16 protein-coding genes are annotated in these 13997 nt (G+C 44.4%); 1 reads left to right on the forward strand and 15 read right to left on the reverse strand.

All coding sequences use genetic code 11. The annotated features are described in order from the left end of the window. Positions 1–196: 196 nt before the first annotated feature. The 15 genes from ACFVAD_RS02265 to ACFVAD_RS02335 all read right to left on the reverse strand — a co-directional run bounded on the left by ACFVAD_RS02265 (position 197) and on the right by ACFVAD_RS02335 (position 12539). Positions 197–601 (reverse strand): Asp23/Gls24 family envelope stress response protein, encoded by a 405-nt coding sequence (locus ACFVAD_RS02265; RefSeq protein ID WP_386635669.1) that lies wholly within the window; start codon positions 599–601, stop codon positions 197–199. Further along, positions 594–1973 (reverse strand): acetyl-CoA carboxylase biotin carboxylase subunit, encoded by a 1380-nt coding sequence (accC, locus tag ACFVAD_RS02270; protein ID WP_386635671.1) that lies wholly within the window; start codon positions 1971–1973, stop codon positions 594–596. Before accC ends, ACFVAD_RS02265 begins: the two co-directional genes overlap by 8 nt. Before the next feature lie 12 nt (positions 1974–1985). Continuing rightward, positions 1986–2483, reverse strand: coding sequence for an acetyl-CoA carboxylase biotin carboxyl carrier protein (gene accB, locus ACFVAD_RS02275; protein WP_386635673.1), 498 nt, complete (start codon positions 2481–2483; stop codon positions 1986–1988). Positions 2484–3057: 574 nt separating this feature from the next. Then, positions 3058–3669 carry a SpoIIIAH-like family protein gene (locus ACFVAD_RS02280; RefSeq protein WP_386635675.1) on the reverse strand — a complete coding sequence of 204 codons (612 nt, stop codon included), beginning with the start codon at positions 3667–3669 and terminating at the stop codon, positions 3058–3060. A 2-nt stretch (positions 3670–3671) separates the two neighbouring features. Continuing rightward, a complete protein-coding gene (gene spoIIIAG, locus ACFVAD_RS02285; RefSeq protein ID WP_386635677.1) occupies positions 3672–4337 on the reverse strand; it encodes a stage III sporulation protein AG in 666 nt (221 codons plus the stop codon). Between the two features lie 6 nt (positions 4338–4343). Next, the gene (gene spoIIIAF, locus ACFVAD_RS02290) at positions 4344–4976 is read right to left on the reverse strand and encodes a stage III sporulation protein AF (protein ID WP_386635680.1); all 633 of its coding nucleotides are present in this window, start codon (positions 4974–4976) and stop codon (positions 4344–4346) included. Between the two features lie 15 nt (positions 4977–4991). Next, entirely contained in the window at positions 4992–6161 is a 1170-nt protein-coding gene (spoIIIAE, locus tag ACFVAD_RS02295; protein ID WP_386635682.1) for a stage III sporulation protein AE, read from the reverse strand. A gap of 185 nt (positions 6162–6346) precedes the next feature. Further along, a complete protein-coding gene (gene spoIIIAD, locus ACFVAD_RS02300; RefSeq protein ID WP_204418101.1) occupies positions 6347–6736 on the reverse strand; it encodes a stage III sporulation protein AD in 390 nt (129 codons plus the stop codon). Positions 6737–6752: 16 nt separating this feature from the next. After that, the gene (gene spoIIIAC, locus ACFVAD_RS02305) at positions 6753–6956 is read right to left on the reverse strand and encodes a stage III sporulation protein AC (RefSeq protein ID WP_204417341.1); all 204 of its coding nucleotides are present in this window, start codon (positions 6954–6956) and stop codon (positions 6753–6755) included. 19 nt (positions 6957–6975) lie between these two features. After that, entirely contained in the window at positions 6976–7491 is a 516-nt protein-coding gene (gene spoIIIAB / locus ACFVAD_RS02310) for a stage III sporulation protein SpoIIIAB (protein WP_386635685.1), read from the reverse strand. Next, complete coding sequence (gene spoIIIAA, locus ACFVAD_RS02315) at positions 7479–8414, reverse strand: stage III sporulation protein AA (protein ID WP_386636030.1); 936 nt, start codon at positions 8412–8414, stop codon at positions 7479–7481. Before spoIIIAA ends, spoIIIAB begins: the two co-directional genes overlap by 13 nt. A 62-nt stretch (positions 8415–8476) precedes the next feature. Beyond that, entirely contained in the window at positions 8477–8758 is a 282-nt protein-coding gene (locus ACFVAD_RS02320) for a YqhV family protein (RefSeq protein WP_386635687.1), read from the reverse strand. A gap of 729 nt (positions 8759–9487) precedes the next feature. Next, the gene (locus ACFVAD_RS02325; RefSeq protein ID WP_386635689.1) at positions 9488–10393 is read right to left on the reverse strand and encodes a nuclease-related domain-containing protein; all 906 of its coding nucleotides are present in this window, start codon (positions 10391–10393) and stop codon (positions 9488–9490) included. A gap of 78 nt (positions 10394–10471) precedes the next feature. Then, complete coding sequence (locus ACFVAD_RS02330; protein WP_386635691.1) at positions 10472–10738, reverse strand: hypothetical protein; 267 nt, start codon at positions 10736–10738, stop codon at positions 10472–10474. A gap of 130 nt (positions 10739–10868) precedes the next feature. Next, positions 10869–12539: a glycoside hydrolase family 13 protein gene (locus ACFVAD_RS02335; RefSeq protein WP_386635693.1), complete on the reverse strand. Its 1671-nt coding sequence runs from the start codon at positions 12537–12539 to the stop codon at positions 10869–10871. Between the two features lie 219 nt (positions 12540–12758). Between ACFVAD_RS02335 and ACFVAD_RS02340 the strand changes: the two genes are divergently transcribed. Further along, positions 12759–13991: a hypothetical protein gene (locus ACFVAD_RS02340; protein WP_386635695.1), complete on the forward strand. Its 1233-nt coding sequence runs from the start codon at positions 12759–12761 to the stop codon at positions 13989–13991. Positions 13992–13997 lie beyond the last annotated feature (6 nt).

Below are 13997 nucleotides of genomic sequence, written 5' to 3' on the forward strand. Positions count from 1 at the left end.
ATTTTTCAGTTCAACATCATCATTACCTAGATTTCCTGGTGTTATTCGTTCCTTTCAAAAAAGGAAAGCGCCTAAAATTGTACCGAACATTGCTATGGAATACAAGTAATTTTTAGTAGAGCACCCGTGGCGTTTTGTCCATAAAAAAGGGCAGGCATTCAACCCGTCCTGAATGCCTGCTCCTTATGTTTGCTTTTTAGATTTCCTGTTCTACTTCCACTTCATTCTTTTGCGTCTCAAATTGAACGCCTACCACATGAATATTCACTTCTGTGATTTCAAGAGCCGTCATGTTCAATAACGCTTGGCGTATGTTGTCCTGCACTTTTTGGGCAACAGTCGGGATGGAAATGCCAAATTGCATCACGCAATACACATCCACTTTGATTCCTTCTTCGGAAAGGTCCACTTTAACACCTTTACCATGATTTTTCTTTCCAAGTCTTTCCACTACTCCTGCAGCGAAGTTTCCACGCATTTGTGAAACTCCTTCCACTTCCGAAGCAGCAATCCCGGCAATCACTTCAATAACTTCTGGAGCGATTTCCACTTTTCCAAGTGAACCGCTATTATCCATTTCCAATAAGTTTCTTTCACTCATGTTCGGACCCTCCTATTATTTTAGAATTCATGACATCATATTTTTCAAGGAATTTCGTATTAAAATTACCTTCTTTAAATTTTTCGTGATCCATTAATTTCAAATGGAATGGTATCGTGGTATGCACACCTTCGATAATGAATTCGCCTAAAGCCCGTTTCATCCTGGAGATGGCTTCTTCACGCGTTGCCCCGTAGGTGATCAGTTTTGCCACCATGCTATCATAATATGGCGGTATGCTATAGCCAGGATAAACAGCCGAATCTACACGAACCCCGAGGCCGCCTGGAGGAAGATACATTTCAATCTTACCAGGTGATGGCATAAAATTCTTTTCCGGATTTTCAGCATTAATACGACACTCGATGGACCAGCCATTGAATACAACCTCTTCTTGTGTCAAAGAAAGCTTTTCGCCAGATGCCACCCGAATTTGCTCTTTGATCAAGTCGACACCTGTAACCATTTCAGTCACCGGATGCTCCACCTGGATTCGAGTGTTCATTTCCATGAAGTAGAACTTTCTATTTTGATAGTCATAGATAAATTCTATCGTACCTGCACCCGTATAGTCCACTGCTTTCGCTGCTTTTACCGCAGCTTCTCCCATTTCAGCCCGTAATTCAGAATCGAGCACAGGAGATGGAGTTTCTTCCACAAGCTTTTGAAGACGTCGTTGAATCGAGCAATCCCGCTCACCGAGGTGAATCGTGTTCCCGAAGGAATCCGCCATCACCTGGATTTCCACATGACGGAAATCTTCAATGAATTTTTCAAGATACACACCAGGGTTTCCAAAGGCTGTTGCGGCCTCCTGCTGTGTAATGGAAATGCCTTTTTTCAGTTCCTCTTCATTTCTAGCGACACGGATCCCTTTTCCTCCGCCTCCAGCTGTCGCCTTGATGATGACAGGGTAGCCGATTTCACTCGCGATTTTCACTCCATCCGTGATGCTCTCGATGATTCCCTGTGAACCAGGCACGATTGGAACATTCGCCTTTTTCATCGTTTCCCTTGCGACATCCTTCGTACCCATTTTGGAAATTGCCTCAGGGCTAGGCCCGACAAAGGTGATATTGCATTCTCTGCAAAGCTCGGCAAAATCTGAATTCTCCGCAAGGAACCCGTAACCAGGGTGAATGGCATCAGATGCAGTCAATTTCGCCACACTGATGATATTGGTAAAGCTTAAATAACTGTCCTTTGATGCAGTCGGACCAACACAATAGGCCTCATCCGCAAGCTGTACGTGCAAGGAATTCTTATCTGCCTCCGAATAGACAGCGACTGTTTCAATATCCATTTCGCGGCAGGCACGAATAATACGCACCGCGATTTCTCCTCTATTAGCAATCAATAGCTTCTTTATCATAATACCCACTCCTTATACTGTTTTTACAAGGAATAAAGGTTGGCCGTACTCCACCAGCTGTCCGTTATCAGCTAACACCTCTACAATCTCGCCTTTAACTTCCGCTTCGATTTCGTTGAACAATTTCATCGCTTCCACGATACAAACAACGGAGTTCTCGCCCACTTTATCTCCAGCCTGTACGTAAGCCGCAGCATCAGGTGTTGGAGATGCATAGAAAGTACCAACCATCGGGGAAGTGATCTTATGTAGGTTTTCGTCTTCCACTTTTGGTGTTTCCTTTACAGCTGCTGGAGTTTCTGCTTTCACTTCCACTGCTGCAGGGGCAGCTGCAACTGGTGCTGCAGCCTGTACCGCTTGAGGTTGGGCTGCAACCGGAGCGCTAACCATCATTTGCTCCTTTTGCTTTTTCAATTTGATTTTGGAGCCTTCATGCTCATACAAAAATTCATCTATATTGGATTGGTCAATCAGTTTGATAATTTCTCTAATTTCTTGGATCTTTAACATGTCCTTCACTCCTTAAGTTCCTGTACTTTTCTTTAGGTGATGGTTTGTTTCATATGTAGACACCATAAGAGTTCATATTTATCATACGATACCAACCATCTAAATTCAACTGAAAAATAGTAATAGATGTTATTACCTAGTGCTAAATAAAGTTTTTCACTTGAAAACGCTTCACTTCTCTATTCTCTTATTCAAGTTGGATATTGACAAGCTTTTTTACTTCTTAAGTTATAGAAGGTTCGCATTTGCTGTAACTGTCGTGTCTCCGTTTTACTCCTCTGTTGGTTTCCACTGCAGGGGTTCGCTTTCCGCGGGCGGCCTCGGGAGCCTCCTCGGCGCTTTTGCGCCTGTGGGGTCTCCCTTGACACGCTGCTCCTGCAGGACAAGGAAGGCTCCGGCAGCGGTACATCGCACGCAGAAAATGCTTGCATTTTCAAGGAGTCTCACCCCTTGCGTTTCAACCAACAGGGGGCAATCCAAATAAATTTCGCGATCGGTTTTTTTCTAAAAAAGTTTATTAAAACGCCTTAATATAACAAAAACAGGTGGCGCCATTAGCACCACCTGTTTTTTTCTATTCGTTTTTGATGGAAGCGAAGTCGAACACGATGTTTTCGTTTCGAACATCCGTGAATTCACTGCGAACGATGTGGTAGATTTCATTCGCCATTTGCGGGGTATGTTCGCCGTTCACTTTCACCGTCACTTTGATCTGCTCGCCTGTTACACGAACGATTGCATCCTCTACATCTTTTCTGGATTTGATGCTAGTTTCGATCATCAGTTCTTTTCCTGCTATTTGATTTAGTGCATTCAATTCATCGCGAGCCTTGGAGATTTCCTCGGCAGGAAGCTCCGTGTTGGCCATTTGTTCATTCAGGTCGGCACGTTGCTGACTTCTGACGTTTTCGAGTTCAAGACGAAGTTCTGTGAAGGCTTCATCTCCGGAAATATATCTTACCACTTCATTTCCTTCTTCTTCCGTCCCTTCGGCTTCTTCACCGTCTGTTCCAACTGTTCCTTCTTCCCCATCACCAGCTTCTTCGTTGCCTGCCTGTTCGTTGATTCCCGGTACATCTGTTGCCATATTATCGGCTTCCTGATTTCCTAAAAAGTAGTAGACTGATAGAACAAATACTAAGCTTAACATGGTCAGTAACCAGACCGTTTGTTTTTTCAATAGCATGCTTATTCCCCCTTAGATTTTTTTGGAAGGACTGCCACCTTGTGCTGGGGTACGTCGAGCACGCGTGTAACAGCTTCCAAAATCATTTGTTTAACATGTATATTTTCAGCGCCCTGTGCTACTACAAGCACACCGCGGATGACTGGCTTTTTTGTTTCCAGTACGATCGGGTGCTCGTCATTCCCTTTTCTTGACATGACAACTTGTTCTTCCTTTGAGCCGTCTGTGACACTACGCTTTCCACCATCTTTGTCAGTTTCTTCCGTCGTTTGTGTGGAGGTGGATTCGTTTTTCTGAAGCACCTTCTTTTCGGTTGCATCGACATTGACGACAACATTGACTTTGCCGACCCCGATAATTTCTTCCAGTGCCTCTGTCATCTGGCTCTCAAAACTAGCTTCATAGTCAGAGATAGTAGAAGGTACGTTGTCACCATCTTTTTGATTGAATACAGGTGTCTCGGACTCCTGCTGGGTCATTGCCGGAATGGTAGCGTTTAATGATGACGCTTCCTCATTGCCGAAGAATAGGTTCCCAAACAGCATACATCCCACGCCGATTAGCAGCACGACGAGGAAGTACTGCTTTTTAGAAGACTTCTTATCTTTCGATGAATCAAATAAAAGAGATTTTAACCAAGGAATGAATGCTTGATTTTTCTTTTCCACCTTGTACTAATCCCCCCCTTCCACATCTACTGAGATTAATGTTTCGTGTAGTTGCCAACGATCTGATAGGAATGCTGCGATGTTTCCTTCCATGCCGGAGTTTGGTGAGGAAGGTTCTGGTTTATTAGGTCTGGAGGTGTCAATCTGAACAGGCTTTACTACTGAGATGGCTGTCTCTTCTGTTCCTTCTTCTAAAACTATCACTACCATTTCAAGGTCTTCTTCTGTCGGTATTTTGTTGAGCTGATCTTGATTTTTCACAACAAGATTTACTTTTTTTACAGTTAAACCATATTGTTCCCTCAACTCCTCTTCCACATCTTCTTTCATTTGGACAGCCGCTTGTTCTAAAATATATGCAGAGTGGGAGGCTTGTATTTCTTTTTTCTTCATTTCTATTAAATTTTCTGTATTTTTTTCTGAAATATAGGAAGGATGGGTCATCATCTTGGCAAACAGCTCGTCCATGTCTGTTGATAAAAGCTTCAGGATCGGTGTGAGGATAACGACTATCAATAATAAACCGACTACGAGCTTTGTATATTTCTGCATGCTCGAACTTGGGAGCAGCATATCCACAACAGTTGCCAGCAGTATAAAAAGGATGATGGTGGTAATCCATTCTGTTAAATAACTCACGACATTTTCACCTACCTACCGAATCATGACGGTGATATTTCCAGCCGCCACAATGACCGTAATGCTAAGAAAGAACATGAACGAAACGATGGCAAGTGCCGCAAAAATATAGATGATGCTTTTGCTGATGATGTCCAGGCACGTGATGACCGTTCCCCCGCCAAGCGGCTGCAGAAGTGCCGCTGCAAGCTTATAGATGATGGCGATCGACAGGATTTTAATAGCAGGGAATGCAGCAAGCAGAATGACCGTCACCACCCCCAGGATCCCTACAGTATTTTTTAATAGAAGAGAAGCGGTGATGACCGTGTCTGTTGCATCCGTAAACATCCTCCCAATAACCGGAATGAAGTTCCCTGTCACAAACTTGGCGGTCCGTATCGCAATCCCATCCGTTACAGCTGCTGTCGCTCCCTGTACTGAAATGACACCGAGAAAGATCGTTAAATACATTCCTAGAATCCCGATACTGACATTGCGAAGGAGCTGCGCAAGCTGGGTGACTTTATACTGCTCACTTAAGGTGCTGACAATGCTGAGCACAGCAGACAGGAAAAGCAGTGGCAGGACAATATATTGAATCAGCATGCCGCTCGTATTCATCAGGAAGAGGATGATAGGATGAAAAAATGCCGCGGATACGAGTCCTCCAGATGAAGCGATTAGCGCAATCAGTAATGGAACCAAAGCAATGATGAAGCCCGTCATAGCGGAGATCGCGTCAAGTGTGTAGTTGATGACAATATGAAAACTGTTCAGCGCAATGATGATGAGGACCATGAATACGACTGAGTAGGCAATCTTACTGACCGTCTTCTGTTCGAAGGCATTTTGCAAAGTCTGTAGGAACATACTGAATATGGTGAGCAATATCAGGCTTCCAAGCAGCTTTCCATTTGCCAGAAGTTCATAGAAAAGGTATTTTACAAACCCCTTCAGCCATTCTTTCAAGGAAAAGGACTTGTCCCCTTTTACAAATTCCATGAACGTCCCTTTCTGGCTTTCCGGAAGATAGCCACCGTATTCATCCATGATCTCTTCCCAGTAGACCTTTATCTCTTCGACTCCCACCCCTTCTATCTGATCGGTCACTAGTTCTGATGGTGATGAGGGAGATGCTTGTACAGATTGTGGCAGCAGGTTTATTAGGATAAATAGTGAAAAAAATGCTAGAAGAACTTTCATCGAATTCCCCCTCCCAAAACTTCTTTTTAAGAGGATGTTCAAAAAGTCCGGTAAAAATAGCTTTGAACTTCTTCGTCAGCTTGCCTCTGCGCTCCGCAACATTACAAATCATGCGCTTGCGGTGCTCGAGACTTCGCTTCCTCGAACTTCTTTGCTCTTTTTATCCTCCTTTTTGAACAAAAACTTTAAGAAGGTATCAGGTTTATGATTGTTTCGATAATGACGGTGAGGATCGGGATGGCCATCGCAAGAATGAGGATTTTCCCTGCCAACTCGATTTTTGAGGCGATGGCTCCCTGTCCTGCATCCTTGGTGATCTGGGCACCAAACTCGGCTATATAGGCAATCCCGACGATTTTTAAAATGGTTTCCACATAAATCAGGTTCACATTGGCATTGACCGCTATTCGTTCGAGCATCCTGATGACATGGAATACCTGGTCTATCAGGAATAAAAAGATGACACATCCGACGAAGACGACAAGCATGAACGCAAAGGTGGGCTTCTGTTCCTTGACAATGAGGGCGAGGAACGTGGCAACAAGTCCAAGGCCTACTATTTGAATGATTTCGATAGGTCAGCCCCCCTCATCATTGGAACAGGAACACCGATTTGATCTTTTTGAACAGGTCCTCCACGATGCTTGCAACCATGAATAAAATATAAATAAAGCCAAGCAATGTTACCCAGTTTGCATATTCTTCTTTACCAAGCTGCTTCAGGACGGTATGCAGAAACGCCACCACTATGCCGATGCCAGCTATTTTAAAAATGATATCCACTTCCATGCCCATGAATGCTTCCCCCTATTTTTCACATCAGTAAAATGATGAGCAATAAACCTGACAGCACCCCTAAGCTTTTCACCATTTTTTCATAGCGGATCTGCTTATCCCGTGCCTCCAGTTCCTCCCGTTCCAGATGCGTCATTGCCAGATGTATATGTTTTTGCTGGGTATGCCTGTCGTGCTGCCCCAATGTATCCCCGAACTGCTTCATGATTTCCAGCTCCGCCTTCTTGAAAGCGGTCGAGTTCCAAACCTCATCCAGGCTTTGGTGCCAAGCATCCTTAGCGTGCAGATTAGCTTGTTCCAACTTGTTGGAGAAAGCTTCAAAGAACCAGGTGAGCGGCTTATCCATCTGTTTGGCAATATTCCTTGTCGCTTCTGCCAGAGGGGTGTGGCCATACATGATCTCCGCTTCCAGAGATTGCAAGGCGACCTTCAACTGGCGCAGCTGCCTCGGCCGTTCGGTCAAATGCCTTGCCGCTTCAAAGCCAGCCCATGATGTGGAAATGATGATAAGAACCGCGCCAATCAATTTGAACATCTTCTCACGCCCTCTTCCCGGTAGATCTCTTCTCCAGCTTCGTTCAATATGCGTTTGATGGAGCCTGGCCCCTTGTCCCTCGTAAGCTCGACGAACCGCTTGACTGCCCTCAAGCTGATAATCTCACGCAAGATTGGCCGCATGAGGAGGTCTTCATAGGAAAAGGCATGTACGCTCATTAGAAGGCCCACCCCCGCATTCACCGCTTCCATGGTCGCCTCACTATCTTCCATTCTGCCAATCTCATCGACGACAATAACCTCGGGGCTCATGGAACGGATCAGCATCATCATTCCCTCCGCCTTTGGACACCCGTCCAGTACATCCACTCTTAACCCTAGATCATGCTGGGGAATCCCTTCCACACAACCGGCAATTTCAGATCGTTCATCCACAATCCCCACCTTGCATGAAGGGATGTTTTTTTCTTTTACACCACTGCTCATCAATCGCGCAAGGTCTCTGAGCATGGTCGTCTTCCCGGTCTGCGGCGGTCCGATAATCATCGTGCTTAGCCACCGCTTGTGATAGAGGTACGGAAGGAGCGGATCCGCCACTCCTATTTTCTGCTTGGCAATCCGGATGTTGAAGGAAGAGACATCCCTTATGGCCTTCACTTTTCCACTCTCGGTAATCACCTTGCCTGAAAGACCGATCCGGTGTCCTCCAGTAATGGTGATATAACCCCGGCGCAGCTCCTCTTCCAAGGCATAAATTGAATACTTACTTATTTTATTTAACAGATGAGTCCCATCTTCGCTCGTGACGGTGTAGGCAAGAAATAGTGGCAGGCCATCCACCATCACCTCCAACGGTCGATTGATCCTCACCCGGATTTCCTCCATCCTGTCCATCGTCTCGGGTGAAAGCCTCTCTATGACCTTGGCCAGATTTGGTGGAAGCACGTTCATAATACTCGCAATCATACAATCCCCTTCTTGTCCCTTTATTACTTACAATGTATGCGGGCCTGGACAATATATTCTCATTTATAGATTCCATATAGGATGAACCCGACTCCGATCGCTATGAATATGAGTTTGGAAAAGGAAATCTCATTCGCCATACTCACCAGTCCGATCATCATGGTCGATATAAAGATGACCGGACCGACAACGGCGAGCATCGAGTTCACCACCACCGCCTTCTTGACATCATTGAGGTAGAGCATAAGAAATGCCGCGCTGAGTTCCAGTATTCCTGAAAATATCCGTATGCCCGCCATCGTTAAGACAGCAGGATCTATATTACCTAAAAGCTTTTTCATTGATTTGTTTTCCTCCCTTTTGACGTACACACAATTTCCATTGTCTTGTACAACCTATGCTGGGGCGGGGGTGGACAGAAGTGGAATTTTGGGAGATTTGGTGGTGGGGTGGGGTGTCTAATGAGTTGGATAGAGCAAAAAAGCTCTTCATAACTCGGATGATGAGCTTTTTGCCGGCGTTCCTGAGGTAAAAAGCCGTTCATAACGGGTATGATGAGCTTTTTGCCGGCGTTTCTGAGATAAAAAGCCGTTCATAACGGGTATGATGAGCTTTTTCGCGGCGTTTCTGAGATAAAAAGCCGTTCATAACGGGTATGATGAGCTTTTTCGCGGCGTTTCTGAGATGAAAAGCCGTTCATAACGGGTATGATGAGCTTTTTCGCGGCGTTCCTGAGGTGAAAAGCCGTTCATAAGTCGGATGATGAGTTTTTTCGCGGCGTTCCTGAGGTGAAAAGCCGTTCATAAGTCGGATGATGAGTTTTTTCGCGGCGTTCCCAGGGCAAAAAGCTCTTCATAACTCGGATGATGAGCTTTTTCGCGGCGTTCCCGACGTAAAAAGCCGTTCATAACACGATTAAAGAGCTTTTTCGCGGCGTTCCCGACGTAAAAAGCCGTTCATAACACGGATGATAAGCTTTTTAGGATATCTCCAATAGCAAAAAGCCCTTCATAATAAAACATGAAGGACTTTTTGCACCCACCATTTGATAATTGGCTTAATCAGTTTTTTCACTGAAAGTAGGACCATTGCCGAACCCCCACTTTCTTAAAGTTCTTTCCAAGTATCTTTCTAATTCTCTCTTTTGATTCCACCACCCCACACCATTCATGAATTCTTCCTGTAGTAATTTTCGTCTCTGGAAAAAGAAGCTGAAACTCCTTCACACTCCGCATCACAGCCTCTCCAACCTTCTCTTCATAACCACACTCTCCACAAACACAGTTATGTCCCTCAACAGCAGGAGAAAACGAGGCACACTTAAAACACATCATCCCTTTTCTCAATCCCTCAAAAGTATAAGCGGGTAATTGTTTATAAGGAGAATCTGTGCAATGCAGGGAAACTAATTGTGCAGCCAGTGCCTTATGTTTGTTAGATAGCTTGGAAGACTTCTTTTCTAAGCTATTCAAATATCTACTAATTTGGGTTGGGAATATAAATGGTTTGTCGAGTGGGGTTTGGTAAAGGGTAAAAGCAGGATTGATAAAGACCACGGAGGGATCAATTTTCATGTTAATGCCTAGGCTTTGAAGTAATTGCCTGAACAGGGAAACACCTCTATTCAATTGGGTCAAGGGATTATTTATTTCCGTTTTGGATTTTGTATACAGTCTATCGGATTCGTAATAGAAATCCCCTTCAAAGTTTTTCACTTCATAAAAATGTAATACAGCATCAGTAATGATCAACGAGTCGATTTGAAACACGGTGTTATTGATTTTGAATAGCAAGTCATTAAGAATGAGGCATTCACACTCTAAGTTTCCTGTTAATAAATCAAACATCACTTCCCCATCGTAACCTTTTTGGAGGGAAAGATAGTGCAGTTTGTCTTTCTCCGGCAATTCCATTCTGACGTTCAGCGATTTTAGTATCAGCAATTCAGCAGATTCGGTACGAGTTTTATAGATCATGGCCCACTTCCTTTCATATCACTACTATACCAATTAACCTCATCTTTTGTAAGAATATTCTAAAAAACAGGGGCGGAATTACTCCGCTCGCTCCAATGCTCGCTCTTCACATAAATTGACCAGCAGGACTGACAAGTGTTTCTCCCTTGTCTGCCAAAGTACTTCTGGACGCTTCCATAGCTCCTCGAAAAAACTTTCCAAAAGCGCTTCCGTCTCGACAGCATTAGCTGCATACCTACTTATTATTTTATAGAGCATATCATCATACTCCAGATAAAACTTTCTAAAGGCCGACCGATTTCTTCCATTAACTATTGTAATAAATGCTTGTTTATTGGTGCGCATTCCATTCCCCTATTATTTTTAGTTGATATAGGTTCGTTTCCTTTAAAAAGACTTCCACAAACCTCTGCCAGCACATTTCAAGAACACAAAAAAACCGCCGGCTTCAATACGCAGCCGGCGGTGCCATCCTTTATTTATTCAACACATAAACTCTAGTTTCATAAGGCTTCAATGTCATTGCAGAAGCATCGTTATGCTCTTTCACTTTATAATTTTGCAAGCGCAGGTCACTAGAAGAAACCTTAAAAGCATCCAATTCAATTTCTGCTACCTCTTCGCTTAGGTTACATAGGACAACCGCCACTTTTTCACCTAATGTTCTTGTGTAGCCGTATACTTTCGTGTCCTCTTCCAGGATCAGATCATATGCTCCATACACGAATACTTCTTCTGCTTTACGTAGATTGATCATGTCTCTATAGAAGCTAAGGACAGAACCAGGATCGTTCCATTGGTTTTCCACGTTGATGGTTTTGTAGTTTTCGTTTACTCCCATCCATGGAGTTCCGGTTGTGAATCCGCCGTTCGGCTGATCGTTCCATTGCATCGGTGTTCGGGAGTTGTCACGGCCTTTTGCCCAGATGATTTCCATCACCTTCTGCGCGTGCTCTTCCCCTTTTGCACTTTCGATGTTGTAGAGATTTTTCATCCCAACATCATCATAGTCGTTGATGCTTTCGAAACGCACATTGGTCATACCGAGCTCCTGACCCTGGTAGATGAAAGGTGTTCCCTGCATCAGGAAGTAAAGTGCCCCCAATGATTTTGCGCTTTCCACTAAGAACTCTTTGTCATTTCCCCAAGTGGATACAGAACGAGCCTGGTCATGGTTCTCAAGGAACAATGCATTCCAGCCATTGCCTTCCAAGCCTTTTTGCCACTTCGTCAAGGTCTCTTTCAGTTGAAGAAGATCCACGCCGCCTTCTGTCCCTTTTTCCCAAAGACCAAGGTGCTCGAATTGGAAAATCATATTGAACTTACCGTTCTCTTCTCCAACCCACTCGTCTGCCTGGTTCAGCTTGACACCGTTCGCCTCGCCGACCGTCATGATATCATAACGCGCAAACGTTTGCTCTTTCAACTCTTCCAGATGCTTTTGAATGCCGTCTACATTCATCATGTAATCGAAGGAAGGTACATAATCCAGATGCTTCGGATTTGGCAGGTCAGGGAATCCAGGCTCTTTTTTGATGTGGGAGATTGCATCCACACGGAATCCATCGATGCCTTTATCCAGCCACCAGTTCACCATGTCATACAGGGCAAAGCGGACATCTTTGTTTTCCCAGTTCAGGTCAGGCTGCTCTGTTGCGAAAATATGCATATAGTACTGTTCTGTCTTTTCATCGTATTGCCATGCTGGACCGTTGAAAATACTTTCCCAGTTATTCGGCTCCTTGCCGCCTTTTCCGTCTTCCCAAATATACCAGTCACGTTTCGGGTTATCCTTTGAGGATGCAGATTCAATGAACCAAGGATGCTGGTCACTTGTATGGTTGATAACCAGATCAATGATCAGCTTCATTCCACGGTTATGGGTTTCTGCCAATAACTCATCAAAGTCCGCCATGTTTCCGAAGTCTTCCATGATATCCTGGTAATCGCTGATATCATACCCATTATCTACGTTCGGGGACTTATACATTGGGCAGATCCAAATAACATCTATGCCAAGCTCTTTTAGATAATCCAATTTTGAAATCACACCACGAAGATCACCAATTCCATCTCCATTGGAATCCATGAAGCTTCTTGGATATACTTGGTAGGCGACAGCCTCTTTCCACCATATCTTTTTCATCACGAAACACTCCCTTGTCAACAACACTTAAACTTCAAAATTTATATGGTAACGGTTGCGTAACCGTTTGCACAAATTGCGAAAAAAATATATATAGGAATAAATCCACTACTTTACTATACCATCTTTTTTCAGTTTTTCAACTAGCTTTTTCATGAAACACAAGGTCACAGGGGACACTATCAAGATAGACAACTACTCAAATAGGAGGAAGGCACCATGAAAAAATTTTGGCTTACTTTGGTCCTGCTCATCATTATGATCCCCCAAGTAAATGCCGAAGATTCCAATGGACTTCAGGCGGCATTCGTCCGGGACAAAGCGTTATGGCTTTATATGGATGGATCTGAATTAATGCTGCAGGAAAATCTGGCTATCTCCAATCTGGGCTGGTCCTTTGATGGACAGTGGCTGACCTTTGAGGCAAAAAACGAAGTGGAGGGGGAAGAGCCTGATATATGGCTATACCATGTTCCCACCAATACACATACTAAACTCAAAATGGTTGGGCATGACGTTCAATGGAATCCTAAGAAGAACAGTTTCGCTTTTTTGACTGGATCCTTTTTAACGGTCGTAGAGCTTAGGGAGAACAAGCCGATAATCCACCAGCTCAACGGCGGTGTATCACATTTCTCATGGGATGCTGAGGGGGAAAATCTCATTGCCTCTGCAAGTGCGGTCATGTTTCCAGATGGATGGAGCCACCCAAGGCTCTATGAGGTCAATTGGGAGATGGAAAAGCAAAACCAGGACCTGGATGTCAAGGTGGATCCTCTCTTAACAATCTCCTCTCCCCTGAAGCTTGATGAATTATCGATTCTATCCATTGATGCAGAGAATTTTACCTGGTCCAAGGATGGAAGGCTCCTGGCATTCGTCGTTTCCCCTACTGCATCGTGGTCAGAGGACAGCAATATGTTAAGTATATTTGTAAAAGAAAACAAAGTGTTGATTCCGATGGGCGAGATTCTACGAGAAGAGGATTGGATTAAATGGGCTCCCACGAAATCTCTGGTTGCCACCATCCAGGGAGGCGGACGTTTGCGAGGCGGTGTCAAAAACAAGACACTGACTGTCCAAAGTGTACTTCCGAATCAAACGAAACGCTTTACCCCGGACGGATTTGCGGACGTGAATTTTGATTGGCTGGATGATGATAGGCTTGTCGTTGCACGGGGGAAAGAATCCGATACCCTATCCGACTTTCGCTCCAGCTTAATTTTGGTCAATAGCAAAGAGGATGAACAAAAAAGTGACGGAAAGCCTTTTGTCGATCTGCCTGCGGGATTTTCTGATGACTTTCCAGTAACATTGGATAAACAGAAGACGCTCAGCTGGATCCGAACGGATGTAAACGGCTGGAAGAGTGTTTGGATGAGCGGGCTGGACGGTTCGGATGCACGGAAGGTAATCGAAGGGGTTAAAGAAGTGGTTTGGTTCGAAAATTAGTACGGA

This window comes from Sutcliffiella sp. NPDC057660, assembly GCF_042800035.1.
In the GTDB taxonomy this organism is placed as follows: domain Bacteria; phylum Bacillota; class Bacilli; order Bacillales; family Bacillaceae_I; genus Sutcliffiella_A.

Coding starts and splice junctions, on each gene's coding strand:
- ACFVAD_RS02330 (WP_386635691.1), bottom strand. CDS start 10,738: ATGCGCACCAATAAACAAGCATTTATTACAATAGTTAATGGAAGAAAT.
- ACFVAD_RS02340 (WP_386635695.1), top strand. CDS start 12,759: ATGAAAAAATTTTGGCTTACTTTGGTCCTGCTCATCATTATGATCCCC.
- ACFVAD_RS02325 (WP_386635689.1), bottom strand. CDS start 10,393: ATGATCTATAAAACTCGTACCGAATCTGCTGAATTGCTGATACTAAAA.
- accC (WP_386635671.1), bottom strand. CDS start 1,973: ATGATAAAGAAGCTATTGATTGCTAATAGAGGAGAAATCGCGGTGCGT.
- ACFVAD_RS02320 (WP_386635687.1), bottom strand. CDS start 8,758: ATGAAAAAGCTTTTAGGTAATATAGATCCTGCTGTCTTAACGATGGCG.
- spoIIIAC (WP_204417341.1), bottom strand. CDS start 6,956: ATGGGCATGGAAGTGGATATCATTTTTAAAATAGCTGGCATCGGCATA.
- spoIIIAB (WP_386635685.1), bottom strand. CDS start 7,491: ATGTTCAAATTGATTGGCGCGGTTCTTATCATCATTTCCACATCATGG.
- ACFVAD_RS02265 (WP_386635669.1), bottom strand. CDS start 601: ATGAGTGAAAGAAACTTATTGGAAATGGATAATAGCGGTTCACTTGGA.
- spoIIIAE (WP_386635682.1), bottom strand. CDS start 6,161: ATGAAAGTTCTTCTAGCATTTTTTTCACTATTTATCCTAATAAACCTG.
- accB (WP_386635673.1), bottom strand. CDS start 2,483: ATGTTAAAGATCCAAGAAATTAGAGAAATTATCAAACTGATTGACCAA.
- ACFVAD_RS02280 (WP_386635675.1), bottom strand. CDS start 3,669: ATGCTATTGAAAAAACAAACGGTCTGGTTACTGACCATGTTAAGCTTA.
- ACFVAD_RS02335 (WP_386635693.1), bottom strand. CDS start 12,539: ATGAAAAAGATATGGTGGAAAGAGGCTGTCGCCTACCAAGTATATCCA.